Below are 21,181 nucleotides of genomic sequence, written 5' to 3'. Positions count from 1 at the left end.
AGGGAAAGAACGCTATGCAAGCTGCCGTATTACGTGGAACGCAAAACGGCTATGATTTAGTCCTCAAGCAATCTGCAAGTCTGGACCAGATCCTAGTCGACTTAAAGACTTTACTCGAAAATCTCAAGGTTGATCCGCAGGCCCAAGAAACCAGCAAGGTATCGCTGGACGTGTTAACGGAAGATCGAATCTTGACTGCGGAAGAGAAACAGCAAATTGAACAAATGGTGGGGAACTATCCCCGGTTTGAAATCCATAAGATTGCCGCCAACGTCATCACGGTTGCGGACGCACAACAGTTGCGGGAACGGGAAAACGTCCATTTGCTCAGTAAGGTGATTCGTAACGGCCAAGAGGTCTCTATGCAGGGGGATGTCCTGTTTTTAGGTACCATCCATGAAGGGGGCAAACTCTGTACGACCGGAAATATTTTTTCCATGGGTAACGTTAGCGGTATCTTGCAGGCGGGGTATCCCGACGACGAGTCAAAATTGGTCATGGGAAATTTAGAATCTGCTCAACAAATTCGAATTGCCGAACAATTTGATATTATTGAACCTGATGAGTTACAACCTTCACCCCAGACCATTGCCTACGTGAATGACCTTCACGTGTTGAGCTATGGTCACTTGGATAAACTAAAAAAGATTAATCCCAAGCTGTATAACCAGATCGGAGGAATTTAGAAATGGGAAAAGCAATTGTCATTACCTCTGGTAAGGGTGGCGTTGGTAAGACCACGACCAGTGCGAATATCGGGACGGCGCTTGCCTTAATGGGCAAGCGGGTCTGCCTGATGGACCTTGATATTGGGTTACGGAATCTAGACGTGGTCTTAGGCCTCGATAACCGAATCATTTATGATATCGTGGACGTGGCGACGGGCCGGGCGAAGTTACCGCAAGCTCTGGTGAAGGATAAGCGCTTTGATGATAAGCTATACCTGTTACCGGCCGCACAAAATACGGATAAGACGGCGTTGCAACCAGAGCAGGTCAAGGAAATCGTAGACGAATTAAAGCCAGAGTACGATTACGTGCTGATTGATTGTCCTGCCGGTATCGAGCAAGGTTTCATGAACGCGGTCGCTGGTGCGGATGCGGCCATTGTGGTCACAACGCCAGAAATCTCTGCGGTTCGTGACGCTGACCGGGTCGTTGGTCTGTTGGAACAACACCCATTGACCGAAGCGCCCCGGTTATTGATTAACCGGATTCGGCGTAACATGATGCAGGATGGTTCGATGATGGACATTGATGAGATTACGCACCATCTGGGGATCGAACTCTTGGGCATTATCTTTGACGATGATGCGGTCATCACCACTTCTAACCAAGGGGAACCTGTGGTCTTGGATACGGATAACCCGGCTGCTCAGGGCTACCGGAACGTGGCCCGGCGTCTTGAAGGGGAGACGGTGCCGTTGATGAAGTTGGAAGACCAACCGGAACCGGGCTTCTGGCACCGGGTCAGCAACTGGTTCCATCGCGGTTAAAAATTAACGCTTGACGAACTAGGAAAAACATCGTAGTATATTGTCAATGAATTTAAAACGTTGAACAGAAGAGTAGGACTCACAAGCGTCTCCAGAAAGCCCGGCCGATGGAAGCGGGTGACCTTGTTGTTTCGAAACACATCTGTGAGTGGTTGTCTGAATCTTAGTAGGATGGCTCGGGAAAGCCCGTTACAGCTGGAGTTGCTTGCAACTCACTGAGGTCGATTCAGTAATGGATCGGCGAACAGGGGTGGAACCACGATGTGATCGTCCTCTTAGGCCAGTTAGGTCTAAGAGGACGTTTTTTATTTCGGGGAACTGGTGCAGGTAACTCCACGAGTCGGTCGATGTGAGTCGATCGAGAATTGAGGTGGCACCGCGGTGAAACGTCCTCTTGGCTTTAAGCCAAGGGGGCGTTTTTTAGGTTCAGCGCCGATTTGCTGGCAGGTACTGGTTAACGTGGATAAAGGAGGAAACAAGTGATGATGACTTATATTAGTGAAATTTTACCGTCGTTGATTTCTGGGACGGGGATGACGTTGTCGATATTCTTCTGGACGGTGATTATTTCCATCCCCTTAGGTATCTTGGTGGGCTTGGGGATGTTGACCAAGTTCAAGCCCTTAACTTGGGTGATTAACGTCTACGTCTTACTGATGCGGGGAACCCCCTTGTTACTGCAATTAATTTTTGTTTTTTATGGGTTACCCATCATCGGTATTGTCTTTCAACGGTATGACGCGGCACTCTTCGCGTTTATCTTGAACTACACGGCGTACTTCGCCGAAATCTTCCGGGGGGGCTTGCAAGCCATTCCGGAGGGACAATATGAAAGTGCCCGGGTTCTCCGGTTGACAAATTGGCAGACGTTACGGCGCATCGTGATTCCTCAAGTGGTAAAGATCGTTCTTCCGTCCATTGGGAATGAAGTTATCAACTTAGTCAAGGATTCGTCCTTAGTCTACGTTATCGGGTTAGGTGACCTGTTACGTGCAGGGAACGTCGCCATGGCGCGTGATGTGACACTGTTACCGTTGGCCTTAGTCGGCGTGATCTACCTGTTACTCACGGCGGTCTGCACCCTGGTCCTACGGCGGTTGGAAAAACACTACAGTTACTGGCGGTAAGCTAAAGGAGGTCGTCTAAATGTTAGAACTTAAAGGAATTACCAAGAAGTTTGACGGTAAAGTCATCTTAGATAATGTGAATCTCACCGTGCAAGATGGTCAGATCTTGACCATTGTAGGCCCTTCTGGTGCTGGGAAGACCACGTTGCTGCGGTGTATCAGTGGTTTGAGTCCAGTGGATGGCGGTCAGTTTCGGTTAGATGGTCAGGCATTTGACCCAGCGACCAACCGGGATAACGACGCGGTGATTGGGGTAGTCTTCCAAGACTTTCAATTGTTCCCGAATTTAACGGTCTTACAAAACGTGACGTTGGCCCCGACCATGGTTCTGAAGAAAACCACGGCTGCGGCCGAACAGGAGGCCCGGGAGCTGCTCAAACGGTTGAACCTGGATGGCAAGGCTGACTTGTACCCGTACGAATTATCTGGGGGGCAAAAGCAGCGGGTTGCCATCGTGCGCGCTTTGGCCATGCACCCGAAGCTGTTATGCTACGATGAACCAACGTCTGCGTTGGACCCGGACTTGCGGAAGGAAGTCGAGCAGATCATCCTTTCTTTGAAACAGGAAGGCATGACACAGATCGTGGTCACCCACGACATTCCCTTTGCGGAAAATATTGCGGATCAGATGTTACGGGTTGAACCCAAGCAAGCTTAGAGAGGGGGACCAGAATGAGTATGAAACGACTGTTACGGTTGCTGGTCGCCGGTCTGCTGGTGATTAGCCTGGGAAGTGTCTTAGCGGGATGCACCAACGTGACCCAACGGGCCAACACCCAGGATACTTGGCCGAAGATCGAAAAGCGGCAACGGGTGGTTATCGGGTTAGATGACACCTTTGTCCCCATGGGATTTCGTCAGAAGAGCGGGAAGTTAGTGGGGTACGATATTGACCTCGCCCGCGCGGTCTTTAAGTTGTACCACATCAAGGCTGATTTCCAGAGCATCGATTGGAGTATGAACGTGACGGAGTTGCACAACGGGACCATTGACTTGATCTGGAATGGGTTCTCGATTACCCCGCAACGGCAAAAGCAAGTGGCCTTTTCGGACACTTACCTCAACAACGACCAGGTTTTAGTTACGTTGAAGAAAAATCACATTACGTCGTTTGCAGGGATGCAGGGGAAGGTCTTGGGGGCCCAAAGTGGGTCGTCGGGCTTCAACGACATCGATGCTTACCCAAAATTACTGAAGAACCGGATTAAAAATCACAGTGCGATTCAGTACGATAACTTCACGAACGCGTTTATTGACTTGAACGCTGGTCGGATTCAAGGCCTGTTGATCGATAGTACTTACGCGAATTACTACATTAAGCACCAGAAGAATCCTGGTGCTTACCAGACCACGGTCGGCAGTTTCCCTAAGGAAAAATTTGCGGTAGGGATGCGTAAGGGCGATACGACCATGCGCAAGAAGATCAATGCAGGGTTGAAACGTTTGGCGGCTAACGGGACGTTGGCGAAAATCAACGAGAAATGGTTCGGTCAAAACGTGGATACGCCATTATTGAAGAATCAAAAGACCCAATAGGGATTACTAAAAGTTAAATAAGCTGAGACTTAAACGGCGTGCTACGGATTGGTTCCGTAACACGTCGTTTGATTTATGCCGGATAATTGGGATTCAGAGAGGAAAATAGTGGGTAAAACCGGTGTCATATCTCGCACATTTGGGGGAGGTCGGCTTGTATTTAAGCGTTATTTCCCTTATCATTAAACACCGTTAGTGATTTGTTAAGGAGGGCCCACGCGTGCATTTACAGATAAAAGACGGGGTAACGTTAGACTTGTTACCTTCGAAGCAATTCAAGACCATCGGCATCAAGGTGGACTTTGTCACGCCGCTGAAAGCAACGGCGATTACCGCCCGCGCCTTGTTGGCTCAGGTCTTAGAGACCAGTACGGCAGACTATCCGACCCAAACGGCACTGGCACGTCAGCTTTCGCTGATGTACGGGGCAAGCTTTGGGATTACGGTGTTGAAGGTGGGGACCCAACACATTCTGCGGTTAACGTGTTCGGTAGTGGATGAACAGTACCTGACGGCCTATCAAGACGACCAGCCGCTTTTTGAGCGGGGAATGGCGTTATTGCGGTCGGTCTTATTTGCCCCCTTGTTACCACAGGGGAGTTTCGATCCTACAACGTTTACACAGCAACGGCAGAATTTATTGACAGCGATTAAGTCATTAGACGATGATAAACAGTATTTAGCTAATCGCCGGTTACAGGAGCTACTCTTCGCGGGTCAACCCACGCAAGCAATGAGTGCGTTGGGGGATGTGACCACGTTAGGGGCGTTGACGGCTACGGACGTCTTGGGGACGTACCACGAGATGTTGGCTCATGATGCCGTTCACGTGGCAGTGATTGGTGACGTGACGGCAGAACGCGTACAAGCGGCACTAGCTCAGTGGCCACTAACGCCACGGACGGTGGCTGATCAGTCTCCGTATTACCGGTGGACGCCCAAGTCCCAAGTTCAAGTGGGGGATGATTTAGCGCCGGTCGTGCAAGCCAAGCTGAATCTAGGCTACAGTCTGCCCATCTATCGGGATGATCCCGACTTCATGGCAGCGGTGGTCTTCAACGCGGTCTTCGGGGGAACGCCCCTGTCCCTGTTGTTTACCAATGTTCGTGAGAAGGCGAGCTTGGCCTATTACGCTAGCAGCAGTTACAATCCTTTTACGGGGACGTTGAGCGTCCAGACGGGGATTCAAGCGCAAAATCAGCAACGGGTGGAGACCATCGTCCAAGAGCAATTGGCTGCGTTGCAAGCAGGACAGCTTGAAGCACAACTCTTGGCTGAGGTGAAGGCGAGCCTACTGAATGCGCGGTTATCCGCGCTAGACAGTCCCCAGCGGTTGTTGAATGAGCGGTTGAGTGCCCAACTAACACATGCGGGCCTATCAGTGGCTCAATGGCAGACGGCGTTGGCAGCGGTCTCGGTGGCGGATGTTCAACGGGTCGCGCAGCGAGTTCACCTGCAAGCGACGTATTGCTTACACGGAGGTGTTGCGGATGCTGACTAAGCAAAATTATGAACAATTAGGCGAAGCCGTTTACCGGACGACCCTGGCCAATGGGCTCAAGGTGGTGTTGGTTCCTAAAGCGGGCTTCCATAAGACGTTTGCCATTATGACCACGAATTACGGTTCGATGGATAATGAATTTGTACCTCGCGGGCAAGAAACGGCTGTCCGGTATCCGGACGGAATCGCCCATTTTCTTGAGCATAAGTTATTTGAAAAGAAAGACCACGATGCGTTTGACCTGTTCGGAAAATTTGGGGCAAGCGCCAACGCGTTTACCAGTTTTACGCAGACCAGTTACTTGTTTGCGACGACCAGTCACCTGCATGAGAACTTAGATATTTTGTTAGACTTTGTGCAGGATCCCTATTTTACGCCGGCTACGGTGAACAAGGAAAAGGGGATTATTGGTCAGGAAATTCAAATGTACGATGATGATCCGGGATGGCAAGGGTACTTTGGGATGATCGGCAACCTCTACCCTAAGGAACCGTTGCATATTGACATTGCGGGAACGGTGGCATCGATTGACCAGATTACGGCGGATGACCTATACGCGGCTTACCAGACTTTCTATCATCCTAGCAATATGAGTTTGGTGATTACGGGCCAGTTAGAACCTGATGAAACATTGGCGTGGATCACGGCGAACCAGGCCAAGAAGACCTTCGCACCAGTAACGCCGATTCAACGAATTGCAAGCCCTCAGGCGGCGCCAACGGAAGTGATTGCGCAAACCACGCGGCACTTAGCCGTAACCCGGCCTAAGGTCAACATTGGGATTCGTGGCTATGACCCGGCACCGACGGGAACGGCAGCCCTAACGTATAGTGTGGCCGTTTCGTTGATTTTTGACTTGCTTTTTAGTGATACCAGCGACCATTATTTGCGACTTTACGACGCTAACGTGATCGACGACAGTTTTGGTTATGATTTTCAGATTCAACGGGGCGCGCACTTCGGGCAACTCGCGGGAGATACCGACCATCCGGAAGCCTTTGTGAGTGAATTAAAGGCGATTTTGGCTGATGCGCCTGCGCAGGTTCAAGCAGCTGAACCACAGTTTGATCTGGTCAAGCGTGAGGCCATTGGCCGGTTGATAGGCGCTATTAATTCACCAGAAGCGATTGCCAATCAATACTCGGGGCCGCTCTTTGGCGAGACCATGTTGTTTGACGAACTAACCGTATTGGAGCAGATGCAATTTAGCGACCTGTTACCCGTTGCCCATGCGTTCTTTGATCAGAGCGTTCAAACGGTTGCAACGATTTTGCCGGAAGAGTTAAGAAACGGTTAAATCCTGATTTATGGGGCTTGTGGCTGAAAATGGGGCGGTGCCTATGCTATACTTCAATAGAGAAAACTTAAATAGGTGGAGAGTTTAAAAAATGAGTGAGAACAAGATTACGCTGGGAAAGACGTTAAAGGATGCGCGGATTGCCAAGGGGTTTACCCTGGATGACTTGCAACAAGCCACTAAGATCCAAAAGCGTTATCTGATTGCGATTGAAGACCAGCAATTTGATGAGTTACCTGGGGATTTTTATGTCCGGGCGTTCATCAAGCAATACGCGGATATGGTCGATTTGGATGGGGGCGAGCTGTTAAAGCAATTTGACAGCGCGTTGCCCAGTACGCAGACACAAGAGTATGTGGATAAGGTCAACGAGAACAATCCAGAGACCCGTTCCCAACAACGGAAGGTGGATGACCGGTCCCTACGGTTACGGCGGTTGATTCCGTTAACCGGAATCGTGGTCGTGGTTTTGGCCGTCTTAGTGGGTATCTGGATCGCTGCTGCGCGGAGTGGCCACTCAACGGCGCAACAGAACGTTGACAGTAGCTCCGTGAGTGTTTCGGGCAGCTCGAGCAGTAGTTCTAGCAGTTCTAGCAGCAGCTCGGCGGCAAAGAAGTCTTCTTCTAAGAAGAAAGCAACCAAGAAGGGCACGTTCAAGCGACTGAGCGCGACGACTTCCGGGTCAACTTGGCAGATGACTAACGCATCTAGCAAGCCGAAGATTAACCTGTCCGCAACCGGGAACAGCTGGATGTCCGTTTCCGTTGGGGGCTCCACGACTTGGCAAGGTACGTTAACGTCGTCGACGACCCACGCGCTGACGCTCCCTAGCGGCACCACTAGTGTGACCTTCAACTTTGGGAACGCCCCTGTGACCACGGTGAAGGTCGATGGTCAGAAGTTTAACTTCAATTCGGCCACGGCAACTAGTAATGTGTCCAGCAGTAGTAGTACTACGACCACAACGACTTCGACGAGTTCAAGCACCACGACCTCATCGCAAGTTCAACGGGTCACGTTGGAATTTAAATAAACAACCTGTCAGCGGGTCGGTCATTGACGACCGGGCCGCTTTTTGGTGAGAAATTAGCTTTTTAAAAGGAGGAGTTAGTTGTGAACGTCCCGAATCGGTTGACGATCATGCGAATCATTTTGATTCCAATTTTCATCTTGGTATTAGTGTTGCCCCTTGATTGGGGAACGGTGACTTGGTTAGGTACCGATATTCCAGTTACCCAAATTTGGGGGGCCTTGATCTTTGCGGTGGCCTCAATTACAGATTTCCTAGATGGTCAGATTGCGCGGCGCCAGCACTTGGTCACGAACTTTGGTAAGTTTGCGGACCCCCTGGCCGACAAAATGATCGTCATGACGGCGTTCATCATTCTGGTCGCCATGGGTGCAGTTCCAGCATGGGGTGTGGCCATCATCGTCTGCCGGGAATTGGCCGTAACGGGATTACGGTTGATTGTCGTGGAAACCGGGGGGCGGGTCTTAGCTGCGGCTTGGCCGGGCAAGATTAAGACCACGACCCAGATGGTCGGCATCATTCTCCTCTTGTTGAACAACGTTGGCTTTGGGACGATTCACGTGCCAATGGCTCTGATTTTCTTCTACATTTGCTTATTCTTCACGATTTACTCGGGAATCGATTACTTCGTGCAGAACCGGCAGGTCTTTGCTGAATCTTCGGCTGAATAGGTTAAACACCCCCGTTGGCTAACGGGGGTGTTATACTTTGACCAGCAGGTTTTGTCCGTGATGACCAGTTAATGGCTGAGTGCGTCCGGACGATGAATGAGCAAAAATAAACCCGTTATCGAAAAACGGTCACCCGTTATCGGAGTTATCAGGTGTGACCAGCTAGGAGGACATGGCGTGCAAGCAGAAATTATTGCAGTGGGAACGGAAATTCTATTGGGACAGGTCGCGGATACGAATTCTGCGTTTATTGCGCAGGAACTCGCGAGTGCCGGTATTGAAGTCTACTATCATTCGCTGGTTGGCGATAACGCAGATCGGTTAACCGCACTGGTGACGCAAGCTCGTTCGCGGAGCGATTTAGTCGTGATCAGTGGCGGCCTGGGCCCCACTAAGGATGATTTGACTAAGCAGACCGTCGCTCAGTTGTTGGGGGTCAAGTTGGTGCAAGATGATTCGGCGATGGCTAAGATTCGTGACTTCTTTGCAACGACTGGTCGAGAAATGACGCCTAATAACCGTTTACAGGCGTTATACCTCGCGGGTAGTCATCCCCTGAAGAATGAGACGGGGATGGCCGTAGGGGCCTTTTATCAGGCACCAGACGGCGCTGACGTGATCCTGTTACCCGGACCGCCTAGTGAGATGCAGCCAATGATGGTCCACCAGGTGTTGCCCCTGATTCGGAAGACGTATCAGCGGCAAGAGTATCTGACCTCTCGGGTCTTGCGCTTTTACGGGATCGGTGAGAGTCAACTCGTGACAAAGTTAGCGGACTTGATCGACCAACAGACGAACCCGACGATTGCCCCTTACGCTAAGCGTTATGAAGTGACGTTACGGCTGACAGCTAAGACCACCCAACAAGCGTCGACGGAACAGTTATTGACGACCATGATTGCGGAGATCAAACGACGGGTTGGAACCTACCTGTATGGCTATGGCGATGAAAATAGTTTGGCTAACGTGGTAGTCCAACAGCTTATCGAGCGGCACCTAACCATTACGGGGGCGGAGAGCCTAACTGCTGGTGAATTTCAAAGTACCTTGGGAGCCGTTCCGGGGGTTTCGGCGGTCTTTCCGGGGGGCTTTGTGACTTACGCTAACCGCGCGAAGCATGACCTGTTAGGGGTCCCACAGGCCACCATTGACCACGATGGGGTCGTCAGTGAAGCCGCGGCTAAGGCGATGGCGGAACGCTCGCGACAGATCTTAGATACGGATCTAGCGGTCAGCTTTACGGGAGTTGCGGGTCCGGACAGCCTGGAAGGCCAGCCGGCGGGAACCGTTTGGCTGGGCTTGGCCCAACGGGGACGGGCACCACAGGCAAAGCTGGTCCATCTGGCGGGTAACCGAGCAGATGTTCGGATGCGGGCCGTCATGAGTGGCCTGGATTGGGTCCGGCAGACGGTGCAAGCTTCTAAAAAATAGGGGAACTATTGTTCTGTTTTCGCTTGCATTTTGTTCGTTAAATCGGTATAGTGTTACTTGGAAATGAGAGCAACTAAAGGAGGATTTGGATGGCTGACGAACGACAAGCGGCGCTGGACAAAGCGCTGAAAAAGATTGAAAAAGACTTCGGTAAGGGGTCGATTATGCGGATGGGTGATGACACCAAGACGCAGATCCTGACAGTTCCATCTGGCTCCCTGGCGTTAGATGTCGCCTTGGGTGTGGGTGGTTATCCCCGTGGTCGTATCGTTGAAATTTATGGTCCTGAATCTTCAGGGAAAACCACGGTTGCGTTACACGCGGTAGCGGAAGTGCAAAAGCGCGGTGGTACGGCAGCGTACATTGATGCCGAAAACGCGTTGGATCCGGCGTACGCGACGGCCTTAGGGGTCGATATCGATAACTTACTGTTATCACAACCAGACACTGGGGAACAGGGGCTGCAGATTGCGGATGCCTTGGTTTCCTCTGGTGCGGTGGATATCGTCGTGGTTGACTCCGTTGCGGCTTTGGTTCCCCGTGCCGAAATCGAAGGTGAGATGGGTGATGCCCACGTGGGGTTGCAAGCCCGACTCATGTCGCAAGCGTTGCGGAAACTTTCGGGAACTATTAACAAGACCAAGACGATTGCCCTATTCATTAATCAAATTCGTGAAAAAGTGGGTGTGATGTTCGGGAACCCTGAAGTGACCCCTGGTGGTCGTGCCCTGAAGTTCTACTCGACGATTCGTTTGGAAGTTCGGCGAGCTGAACAGATCAAGAACGGGACCGACGTTATCGGGAACCGGACGCGTATCAAAGTGGTCAAGAACAAGGTTGCGCCGCCATTTAAGAAGGCTGAAGTGGATATCATGTACGGTCACGGGATTTCCCAGACCGGTGAACTGCTGGATATGGCGGTCGAAAAAGACATCGTGGATAAGAGCGGGTCTTGGTACTCTTACGGTGAAGATCGTATCGGCCAAGGACGTGAGAACGCTAAGCAGTACCTGGCCGATCATCCGGATATGATGGCAGAAGTTAACCGCCGTGTGCGGGTAGCCTATGGTGTTGCGGATGAGGACGAGACTGCTACGACGGCTAAGGATACCAAGGCAACCGATAAAAAGGCGGACCAGGCGGATTCGACAGCCAAGGCTGCGGATAAGTCAATGGTTAAGCAAACGTCGTTGGATACCGATACCCCTAAGGATACAACCCCGGGGGCCAAGGTGATTCAACCTAAAACCCATAAGTAATTCAAGGACACGATGTGGTGAAGGCCACGTCGTGTTTTCTTTTGACCATCCAGCGAACTTAGCGATAGTTTCTGATGAGTTTAGTTGACAGTCTTTGTGGCAACTATTAAAATTGAGTTTGTGTCAGTTATCATACAAACATCTTGAAAAGTCTGATTACAAATTAGTCATTTTTGATGATGCGGAGGTGGAATCATGAGTGTTCCAATTATAATCCTCGCAATCATCGCTATCGTTGTTGGTGTCGTGGGTGGTTATTATTTTCGGAAGTCCGTCCATGAACGCAAGTTAGATGCTGCTAAGTACACGGCCAAGGGTGTGCTGGCGGAAGCGCGTAAGCAAGCGGAGACGTCGACTAAAGAAGCACTGTTGAGTGCGAAGGAAGACAGTCATAAGTATCGTGCAGAAGTTGAACAAGAGCTCAAGCAACGGCGAGCGGAAGTTCAAAAGCAAGAAGACCGGTTAATTCAACGGGAAGAAACGCTGGATCGTAAGGACAGTTCCTTAGAGAAGCGGGAAAATTCATTGAATCGACGGGACAAAAAGCTGAGCGCTGAAGAGCAGAACTTAACCAAGAAGCAACAGCAAGCAGACTCACTGATTGAAAAGCGGCAAGCAACGGTGGAATCCGTTGCGGCGCTATCCCAGGATGATGCACGTGACCTGATTTTATCTGAGGCGAAGCAAGCCTTAGCGGGTGAACGTGCTAAAATGATTCGAGAAAGCGAAGAGACTGCGCGAAAGACGGCTCAAGAACGTGCCAAGGATCTCATCGTTTCGGCAATTCAACGGAGTGCCGCGGATATGGTCACAGAGACCACCATCACGGTCGTGACGTTACCGAACGATGACATGAAAGGGCGCATTATTGGCCGCGAGGGTCGCAATATTCGGACCTTAGAAACGCTGACCGGTATCGATTTGATTATCGATGATACGCCGGAAGCAGTCGTCTTAAGCGGCTTCGACCCCTTACGGCGCGAAGTTGCCAAGATTGCGCTTGAAAAGCTGATTCAAGACGGGCGGATTCATCCCGCGCGGATTGAAGAAATGGTGGCCAAGGCGAAGAAGGAACTCGGCGAACACGTTCGGGAACTGGGCGAGCAGGCGACCTTTGATTTGGGAATTCATTCCATGCACCCCGAGCTGATTAAGCTGGTCGGGCGGTTGAATTTCCGGATTTCTCATGGGCAAAACGCTTTGGCCCATTCAATTGAAGTTGCGAAGATCACTGGGGTCTTAGCAGCGGAACTCGGTGAGGATGTTACGTTAGCAAAACGTGCAGGATTATTACATGATATTGGCCGCGCTGCAGAGCATGAAGATGATAGTTCGTACATTACCTTAGGAACGGAACTGGCAAAGAAATACCGGGAAAGTTCCACGGTAGTGAACGCCATTGCTGCGCAAGCGGATCAAACGGCGCCGCAATCTGTGATTGCGGAACTGGTCGGGACAGCTGATACGATTTCAGCGACTCGGCCAGGCGCACGTTCAGACTCCTTAGTAAGCTACATTCACCGCTTAGACAAGCTGGAAACTATCGCCAATAGTTTTGATGGTGTGGATCACAGCTTTGCCATTCAGGCGGGACGTGAAGTTCGAGTCATCGTGCGGCCCGAGAAAATTTCCGATACGGATGCCGTGGTCTTGGCCCGCGACATCAAGAAACAAATTGAGGGTGATCTGGATTATCCAGGACACGTCAAGGTTTCGGTTATTCGGGAAGTTCGGTCAGTTGAATATGCGAAATAAGTCAGAGAAGCTAGGCCTTAGGGTCCTAGCTTTTTTACGTCACTGCCGGAACAATCATGGTAAAATAAGTAGTATTTATAAGGGCGTCGTCTGAAAGTAAGGGGCGCGCCAAGATAGGGGCATAACGATGCGGATTCTTTTTGTTGGCGACGTAGTTGGTGATATGGGGATGGCGATGATTCACGAGTACCTTCCTCAGTTGAAGCGGGACTTAAAACCCCAAGTTACCATTGTGAATGGTGAAAATTCAACGCCGGTAGGTCGCGGCATTAGCTATAAAATTTATAAACAACTCCTGAAAGACGGAGCTGACGTGGTGACCATGGGAAACCATACCTGGGATAACGCCGAATTATTCGAGTTCATCGATGACGCTAAGCGCCTGGTCCGGCCCGTGAATTTTCCGGGAAAGACGCCGGGACAAGGTTGGACTAAGGTTAAGGTCAACCAGCAGACGTTGGCGGTCGTGAATATTCAGGGCCGGGTCTTTATGAACCAACTGGTCGATGATCCCTTTGCCACGATGGCTGACCTGGTACCGGAACTCGATACACCGTTCGTGTTCGTAGATTTCCACGGTGAGGTGACCAGTGAAAAGCGGGCTTTTGCGATGCGCTTCACGGGGGATGTCTCAGCCGTTGTGGGGACCCACACGCACGTTCAGACCAGTGATGCCCAGGTACTCGACCACCAGACGGCCTTTTTAACGGAAGTGGGTATGACGGGCCCGGCAGACAGTATCTTAGGGATGCAGGCGGATAGTGTTATCACCCGTTTTGAGAATCAGCGCCCCGCACGGTATACGGTTCAGACGCAAGGCCCAGGCCTGTTGTCTGGTTGCGTCATTGACCTGAATGATCAGACGGGGCATGCACGGTCGATTCGGTCGATTCTGATCAGTCCCCAACACCCCTATCAAAGTTAACCAAGTGTTTTTAACGGAAGGATGACTCACGCTTCATGACCAAGACAAAATTGACACCCATGATGGAACAGTACCAAAAGATTAAAGATCAATACCCGGATGCGTTTTTGTTCTATCGCCTAGGGGATTTTTATGAAATGTTTAATGACGACGCCGTGAAAGGGTCACAGTTATTGGAACTCACGTTGACCACGCGGAGTCACAGTGCGAAGAATCCCATCCCCATGTGTGGGGTGCCTCACAAGGCCGTCCAGAACTATATTGATATTCTGGTGGACCAAGGGTATAAAGTGGCCATCTGTGAGCAGATGGAGGATCCTAAGCTGGCCAAGGGCATGGTCAAACGGGAAGTGATTCAACTGGTCACGCCGGGGACCCAAACGGATACGGGGGCGGCGGGCGCCAAACGGAACAACTATTTGACCGCCTTAACCATGCCCACGGCGGACCACTACGGCTTAGCCTATACGGACCTTTCAACGGGTGAGTTGAAGGTGGCCGCAATCGACAACCTCACTACGGTCATGAACGAGTTGATGAGTCTTCAGACCAAGGAAGTCGTGGTTAACGAAAGTATTCCAGCGTCTCTGACGGAGCGGTTCAAGAAGCTAGGACTGCTGGTCTCACGGCAATTGGAGATTGAGCCTAGCTCTGAATTGAGTTACGTGCAACAGGACTTGACGGATGAACGAATGATCCAGACGGTGGGGATGCTGGTCACCTACGTGACGGTCACGCAGAAGCGGAGTTTGGCGCATCTTCAGCGGGCGGTGGCGTATCGGCCGACCGCTTTCCTTAAATTTGACCATTCATCACAAGCAAACCTTGAGTTGACGCAGAACTTACGGACCAAGAAGAAGTCGGGGACCCTCCTATGGCTGCTTGATGAAACCAAGACGGCCATGGGTGGCCGGCTGTTGAAGCAGTGGCTAGACCGGCCGTTGATCGATCAAGCCATGATTGAGGACCGGCAGGCTAAAGTTGGGGCGCTCCTCGACCATTATTTTGAACGGAATAGCTTACAAGCCGAACTGGTCAAAGTCTATGACTTGGAACGGTTGGCTGGCCGGGTCGCTTTCGGCAGCGTCAACGGCCGAGATCTGATTCAACTGCAGACGTCGTTGGAACAGGTTCCCCAAATCAAACACACCCTCAGCGAACTGGATGAAGCCGTTTTTGATCCGATGCTGGACCAACTAGATCCCGTTGAAGACGTCGCAACGGCGATTCGCGACGCCATTGTGCCGGAAACACCTTTATCGGTCACGGATGGGGGCGTGATTCGCGACGGCTATAACGACCAACTGGATGACTATCGGGATGCGATGCGCAATGGCAAGCAATGGCTGGCCGAACTGGAAGCACACGAACGCGAAGTTACGGGCATCAACAACCTAAAAATCGGCTATAATCACGTCTTTGGGTACTACATCGAAGTCACCAAGGTCAACTTGGACAAGTTGCCAGCTGACCGGTATCAGCGCAAGCAGACCTTAGCTAACGCGGAACGGTTCTCAACGCCAGAGTTGAAAGAAAAGGAACGCCTGATTCTGGAAGCGGAAGAAAAATCCACGGCGTTGGAATACCAGCTTTTCGTGGATCTACGGGAGCAGGTCAAGAAGGCCATTACGCGATTGCAGAAGTTGGCGGCGGCCATTGCTAGCCTGGACGTTCTCCAGAGCTTCGCGGTGGTCAGCGAAGACTACCATTTCGTTAAGCCGACCTTTACGCAGGGCCACCAGTTGGCAATCAAACAGGGACGGCACCCCGTGGTTGAAAAGGTCTTGGGGCGGCAATCTTACGTTCCTAACGATGTCTTGATGGACGATCAGACCAATATCCTGCTGATTACCGGACCGAACATGTCCGGGAAGAGTACCTACATGCGTCAGTTGGCGTTGACGGTCATCATTGCGCAGATGGGGTGCTTTGTGCCCGCCGAATCCGCACAGATGCCGATCTTTGACCAGATTTTTACCCGTATCGGGGCGGCAGATGACCTGATTTCCGGGCAGAGTACCTTCATGGTCGAAATGCAGGAGGCTAACCGGGCACTCAGTCAGGCCACGGCCAACAGTTTGATCTTATTCGATGAGATTGGTCGAGGAACGGCCACCTACGATGGGATGGCGTTAGCCCAAGCCATCGTGGAATACGTTCACAACAAGGTTCACGCCAAGACTCTGTTTTCGACCCACTACCATGAGTTGACGGCGTTAGACGACGTGTTACCGCAGTTAAAGAACGTTCACGTCGGGGCGGTCGAACAAGATGGGGACTTGGTCTTCTTGCATCAGGTTCAACCAGGTCCAGCTGATAAGTCCTACGGGATCCATGTCGCGAAGTTGGCGGGGATGCCGGATTCCTTACTACAACGGGCAGACGTGATCTTACAGCAACTGGAACAACAAGCGGCGGATGCGCCGACCGTTGCTAAAGAAACTGACAGTCAGACCAAACCCGCAGCACAGTCACCGACTGCCACAGCGCCAGAACCGGCGACTCCCGTGGCACCAACTCAACCAGCAGCGCTCGTGAGTGAAACACAGCCGGTGGCAGATACGGATCAACAGCTGTCGCTCTTTACGGATGAGCCGGAGCTGAATCCCGTTCAGGCTAAGGTATTAACGCAATTAAAGGATTTAAACCTGATGGGGATGACGCCAATGGCCATCATGAACCAGGTTTACCAGTGGCAACAGAAGCTAAATAAGTAATTGACCGTACACGGAAAGGATGAGCAGCGATGGCGAAAATACATGAACTCGCATCGGTCTTAGCGGACCAGATCGCGGCGGGAGAGGTGGTCGAACGACCAGCTTCAGTCGTGAAAGAACTAGTGGAAAACGCCATTGACGCCCACAGTACCCAGATTGATATTGTTGTCGAGGAGTCTGGCTTGAAACGAATCACGGTGGTAGACGACGGTGACGGGATTGCCGACGAAGATACCGAGATGGCTTTCAAACGGCACGCTACCAGTAAGATCACGGACCGCCGGGACCTCTTTAAAGTGAAGTCGCTGGGGTTTCGGGGCGAAGCCCTTCCCAGTATTGCGTCGGTGGCGGATGTGACGCTGACCACCTCGACGGGTGGCGTCGGGACCCTGATTCACAACGTCGGCGGTCAGATTGTGGAACACGCACCGGCCGCGGCGCGCAAGGGAACGGAGATTACCGTGACGGACCTGTTCGGTAACGTTCCGGCACGCTTAAAGTACCTAAAGTCCCCCACGACGGAGCTGGCAAAGATCACGGATATCGTGAACCGAATTGCCTTGAGCTATCCGCAGATTGCCTTCTCGCTGGTGCATAATGGTCGCGAACTGACCCGGACCAGTGGCCGGGGGGACCTGCAACAGGTGATTGCGGGGATCTATGGGGTCCAGAGTGCGCGAAAGATGGTGGCCATTAACGGCGAGAATCCCGACTTCAAAGTGACTGGGTACGTCAGCTTGCCAGAATTGACCCGCGCAAGCCGTCAGTACATCTCATTGCTCCTGAATGGTCGGTACATTCATAACTTTCATCTCAGTAAAGCCTTGATTGCCGGGTATGGGTCTAAATTGATGGTGGGGCGTTATCCGATTGCCGTTTTAGCCATCACCATGGACCCCTTACTGGTCGACGTGAACGTCCATCCGACCAAGCAAGAGGTTCGGATTAGCCAGGAACCGGAATTGACCAAGCTTATCGAGACCACGGTCTATCAGCGTCTGTCACAGGAGAACTTGATTCCGGACGTTTTCAGTGAGTTGCCTCGTAAACGGCAGAACCAGCCCGCTAGTGATCAGCTGACCATGGCCTTGAATCAGGCGTCCCAGAAGCATCCGTTGCCGAGTGCCCGGGAGACGACGCCAGCGACCACGGTTGACACCACCGCTGAAGCGACACCGGTGGCTCCTAAGCAACCAGTAGGTAATGCGGTCGATTATACGGGACCGGCACCGCTGACGACGCCGACAGCCAGTCCGGTGGAACCGGTGATGATTCAAGCTGAATCGGACCTCCAGTTACCGGCCGTTCAGGCGTTTGATCAGAAGTATCAGACGGAGACGCCGGCGGCTCCCTTAGGCCGACCGGCCGCACAACCGGCACCGGACTCCTCGCTGGCGGCGTCGCCCGCCCCGGAACAGCCGCGGTTCCCACAGCTACGGTATTTAGGCCAGGTTCATGGGACCTATCTGTTAGCTGAAGCCGACGATGGACTATACTTGGTCGACCAACACGCTGCCCAAGAACGGGTCAACTACGAGTATTATCGGCAGGCCATTGGGCAAGTTAGCGACGATGAGCAGAAGCTGTTGGTGCCCATCGTTCTGGACTACCCAACCACCGATATTTTGGCGTTGAATGACCACCTGGAGACTTTGGCAAGTGTTGGGGTCCACCTGGAGTCGTTTGGCCCGAACAGTCTGATTGTGCACGAGCACCCGACTTGGTTTAAAGCGGGGCAGGAGACGGCGACGATTAAAGAAATGATCGATTGGGTCTTAAAGGACGGTAAGCTATCCGTTGCCGCTTTTCGGGAGAAAACGGCGATTATGATGAGCTGTAAGCGGGCCATTAAGGCCAACCATCATCTGGATGATCAACAAGCACAAGCCTTGCTCGCTAAGCTGGCAACGGCGGAGAACCCGTTCAACTGTCCGCACGGCCGCCCCGTTTTGGTCCACTTTACGGATCAGGATTTGGAACGACTATTCAAGCGTATTCAGGATCCACACCAGAGTGGGGATGACTGGGAAGCCTGATGGGGATACTCTTTGACGGACGAGTATGGTACAATTTAAAGGCAAACATATGTTTTTTTAAAGGAGCTTACAACCCATGTATGAATACCTACGAGGGACCGTTGCGGCGGTAACGCCGGACCACATCGTTGTGGACGTGAACGGGGTCGGGTACTTAGTCAACACGGCGAACCCGTACCGTTACACGGAAGACCAGACGGTGACGATTTATGTTTATCAGGCCGTTAGTGATACGGCGCAGACTCTATATGGGTTTGCGGATTTTGCTGAAAAGCAGTTATTCTTAAAGCTGATCAACGTCAGTGGTATCGGGCCGAAGAGTGCCTTGGCGATTCTGGCGAATCCAGATCACGATGGTCTAATGATGGCCATTAAAACCAATGACGTGAGCTTCTTGACTAAGTTCCCTGGCGTGGGAAAGAAGACGGCTGGGCAATTGGTCTTGGACTTACAGGGTAAGCTCGATGACCTCACGCCGGCTGCGAGTTCGCAGCTCTTTGAACCGGAAGCCGTGGCAACCGGCGAAGGCAATCCGCAATTGGATGATTGCTTAGCAGCGTTAGCGGCTTTGGGGTACCGGGAAGCGGCCATCAAGAAGATTACCCCGCAATTGCGTCAATTTGCGGGTCAGAGTACGAACGATTACTTGAGTGAAGGCTTACGGCTCTTAACCAAATAAAGAAGGGAGGGGTCGCCCATGGCAGATGACGACCGTCTTGTATCACCAGAACCGGCCGATGATCGTGAAGATTCCGTTGAAAAATCATTACGGCCCCAAACGCTGGCCCAGTATATTGGCCAGGCGCCCATTAAACACGAGTTACGGGTTTATATTCAAGCCGCGAAGCAACGGGAGGAATCCTTAGACCACGTGCTGTTGTACGGACCACCGGGTCTTGGAAAGACCACGTTGGCCTTGGTGATTGCCAACGAGATGGGGGTTCAGATTCGAACCACCAGTGGTCCCGCAATCGAGAAGCCGGGAGATCTGGTTGCGTTGTTGAATGAGTTGCAGCCCGGCGATATCCTGTTTATTGATGAAATTCATCGGCTGCCTAAAGTGGTGGAAGAAATGTTGTACTCCGCGATGGAGGACTTCTATATCGACATTGTGGTGGGGCAGGGCCCGACCGCCCATCCGGTGCACTTTCCGTTACCGCCGTTTACCCTGATTGGTGCGACCACCCGTGCTGGGCTGTTATCGGCGCCGTTACGAGACCGCTTCGGAATCGTTGAGCACATGGCCTACTATGATGCCGATGATTTAGAAGATATCGTGGTTCGGTCAGCGGAGATCTTCCAGACGCCGATTGCCCCGGCAGGTGCCAAGGCGATTGCGTTGCGGTCACGCGGGACACCCCGGATTGCGAACCGGTTGTTGAAGCGGATTCGGGATTTTGCGGAAGTGTCACCGGATCACGACACCATTGATCCTGTAATCGTGGACCACGCCCTGACCCTCTTGCGGGTTGATTCGGCGGGACTAGATCCCATTGATATCAAGTTGTTGACCACCATGATCGATTATTACAACGGGGGGCCGGTTGGCCTGAATACGTTGGCGGCAAATATCGGTGAAGAGACCGAAACGGTCGCCGCCATGTATGAACCGTACTTACTTCAGCGGGGCTTCTTGAAGCGAACCGCGCAGGGACGTGTCGTGACCCCCGCTGGGTACGAACATCTGGGTCGGCCCTATCCACAGCAAAATTAAGGAACGACTGGCGGAGTGGCCGTCATTGATGTTGGGGAGGCGTGCAGTGTTTTTGCGGAGATAATGCCGAACATCCTTAGAATTTTTAGAAATAATTGGACGGATTCCCCGGATTCTGGTAAAGTTGTCCATTAGATAGGACACGAAGGAGTGAACGAATAGTGTTAGGAAATCTTGCAATCGCTGCCGGTGCTGGCGGCTCATACTCCACGTTGATCATTTTAGTGGTCTTCTTGGCGTTGATGTACTTCTTGATGTTACGGCCACAACAAAAGCAACAAAAGCAACACCGTGACATGATGAGTAAGTTAAGTAAGGGAGACCACGTCATTACGATTGGTCGTCTGCACGGGGTCATTGATGAAATCAACGACGCTGACAAGACGGTTACGTTGGACTGTGACGGAATCTACTTGGTCTTTGACTTACGGGCCATTGCCCAAGTAACGGCCCAGGCACCCCAAGCTGTCACGACACCAGCTGCTGATAAGGCTGATGACGCGGCTGACAAAGATGCTCAGGAAGACACCAGTGCTGCTGAAACGTCAGCAACTGATGATGCCGCTAAGCCAGCTGACGACTCTGCCGCTGACGATACGACGAAATAAGCCGATAAAAACGACTCCGTGGGGGTCGTTTTTCTACGTCTTGTCAATAAGAATGTTGTTAAATCAATGTTTTATGATG

At 51.9% G+C, this 21,181-nt stretch carries 18 protein-coding genes and 1 other annotated feature; all 18 genes read left to right on the top strand.

Going from position 1 to position 21,181, the window contains the following annotated elements; translation table 11 throughout:
- Window positions 1-14 precede the first annotated feature (14 nt).
- The 18 genes from FD30_RS03185 (at window position 15) to yajC (ending at window position 21,102) form a co-directional block, all read left to right on the top strand.
- Window positions 15-686, top strand: coding sequence for a septum site-determining protein MinC (locus FD30_RS03185; RefSeq protein WP_056943866.1), 672 nt, complete (start codon window positions 15-17; stop codon window positions 684-686).
- Window positions 687-688: 2 nt separating this feature from the next.
- A complete protein-coding gene (gene minD, locus FD30_RS03180) occupies window positions 689-1,495 on the top strand; it encodes a septum site-determining protein MinD (RefSeq protein WP_024746958.1) in 807 nt (268 codons plus the stop codon).
- 51 nt (window positions 1,496-1,546) lie between these two features.
- Window positions 1,547-1,773 (top strand) — a binding site (T-box leader).
- A 207-nt stretch (window positions 1,774-1,980) separates the two neighbouring features.
- The gene (locus FD30_RS03175; protein WP_024746959.1) at window positions 1,981-2,622 is read left to right on the top strand and encodes an amino acid ABC transporter permease; all 642 of its coding nucleotides are present in this window, start codon (window positions 1,981-1,983) and stop codon (window positions 2,620-2,622) included.
- A gap of 19 nt (window positions 2,623-2,641) precedes the next feature.
- A complete protein-coding gene (locus FD30_RS03170; protein WP_056943865.1) occupies window positions 2,642-3,280 on the top strand; it encodes an amino acid ABC transporter ATP-binding protein in 639 nt (212 codons plus the stop codon).
- 20 nt (window positions 3,281-3,300) lie between these two features.
- Entirely contained in the window at window positions 3,301-4,158 is an 858-nt protein-coding gene (locus FD30_RS03165; protein WP_056943910.1) for an amino acid ABC transporter substrate-binding protein, read from the top strand.
- A 220-nt stretch (window positions 4,159-4,378) separates the two neighbouring features.
- The gene (yfmF, locus tag FD30_RS03160; protein WP_056943864.1) at window positions 4,379-5,659 is read left to right on the top strand and encodes an EF-P 5-aminopentanol modification-associated protein YfmF; all 1,281 of its coding nucleotides are present in this window, start codon (window positions 4,379-4,381) and stop codon (window positions 5,657-5,659) included.
- On the top strand, window positions 5,649-6,956 hold the full coding sequence (gene yfmH / locus FD30_RS03155; RefSeq protein ID WP_082604786.1) for an EF-P 5-aminopentanol modification-associated protein YfmH: 1,308 nt from the start codon (window positions 5,649-5,651) through the stop codon (window positions 6,954-6,956). Before yfmF ends, yfmH begins: the two co-directional genes overlap by 11 nt.
- 91 nt (window positions 6,957-7,047) lie before the next feature.
- On the top strand, window positions 7,048-7,989 hold the full coding sequence (locus FD30_RS03150; RefSeq protein ID WP_056943863.1) for a helix-turn-helix domain-containing protein: 942 nt from the start codon (window positions 7,048-7,050) through the stop codon (window positions 7,987-7,989).
- Window positions 7,990-8,069: 80 nt separating this feature from the next.
- Window positions 8,070-8,657 (top strand): CDP-diacylglycerol--glycerol-3-phosphate 3-phosphatidyltransferase, encoded by a 588-nt coding sequence (pgsA, locus tag FD30_RS03145; RefSeq protein ID WP_056943862.1) that lies wholly within the window; start codon window positions 8,070-8,072, stop codon window positions 8,655-8,657.
- Window positions 8,658-8,834: 177 nt separating this feature from the next.
- Window positions 8,835-10,088 carry a competence/damage-inducible protein A gene (locus FD30_RS03140; protein WP_056943861.1) on the top strand — a complete coding sequence of 418 codons (1,254 nt, stop codon included), beginning with the start codon at window positions 8,835-8,837 and terminating at the stop codon, window positions 10,086-10,088.
- Window positions 10,089-10,177: 89 nt separating this feature from the next.
- Window positions 10,178-11,347, top strand: coding sequence for a recombinase RecA (gene recA / locus FD30_RS03135; protein ID WP_056943860.1), 1,170 nt, complete (start codon window positions 10,178-10,180; stop codon window positions 11,345-11,347).
- A gap of 195 nt (window positions 11,348-11,542) precedes the next feature.
- Window positions 11,543-13,102, top strand: coding sequence for a ribonuclease Y (rny, locus tag FD30_RS03130; protein WP_056943859.1), 1,560 nt, complete (start codon window positions 11,543-11,545; stop codon window positions 13,100-13,102).
- Window positions 13,103-13,229: 127 nt separating this feature from the next.
- On the top strand, window positions 13,230-14,027 hold the full coding sequence (locus FD30_RS03125) for a TIGR00282 family metallophosphoesterase (protein WP_056943858.1): 798 nt from the start codon (window positions 13,230-13,232) through the stop codon (window positions 14,025-14,027).
- 35 nt (window positions 14,028-14,062) lie between these two features.
- Window positions 14,063-16,744 carry a DNA mismatch repair protein MutS gene (gene mutS / locus FD30_RS03120; protein ID WP_056943857.1) on the top strand — a complete coding sequence of 894 codons (2,682 nt, stop codon included), beginning with the start codon at window positions 14,063-14,065 and terminating at the stop codon, window positions 16,742-16,744.
- 29 nt (window positions 16,745-16,773) lie between these two features.
- Entirely contained in the window at window positions 16,774-18,780 is a 2,007-nt protein-coding gene (mutL, locus tag FD30_RS03115) for a DNA mismatch repair endonuclease MutL (RefSeq protein ID WP_056943856.1), read from the top strand.
- Window positions 18,781-18,856: 76 nt separating this feature from the next.
- On the top strand, window positions 18,857-19,459 hold the full coding sequence (gene ruvA / locus FD30_RS03110) for a Holliday junction branch migration protein RuvA (RefSeq protein WP_056943855.1): 603 nt from the start codon (window positions 18,857-18,859) through the stop codon (window positions 19,457-19,459).
- 18 nt (window positions 19,460-19,477) lie between these two features.
- Window positions 19,478-20,494 (top strand): Holliday junction branch migration DNA helicase RuvB, encoded by a 1,017-nt coding sequence (gene ruvB / locus FD30_RS03105; protein ID WP_056943854.1) that lies wholly within the window; start codon window positions 19,478-19,480, stop codon window positions 20,492-20,494.
- A gap of 161 nt (window positions 20,495-20,655) precedes the next feature.
- Window positions 20,656-21,102, top strand: a complete 447-nt coding sequence (yajC, locus tag FD30_RS03100) for a preprotein translocase subunit YajC (RefSeq protein ID WP_056943853.1) — start codon at window positions 20,656-20,658, stop codon at window positions 21,100-21,102.
- The last annotated feature ends 79 nt before the right edge of the window (window positions 21,103-21,181 follow it).

This window comes from Levilactobacillus namurensis DSM 19117 (assembly GCF_001434785.1).
GTDB classification, from domain to species: Bacteria; Bacillota; Bacilli; order Lactobacillales; family Lactobacillaceae; genus Levilactobacillus; species Levilactobacillus namurensis.
The sequence above is the reverse complement of the archived record's forward strand: the minus strand, read 5'-3'. Positions and strand labels throughout refer to the sequence as shown.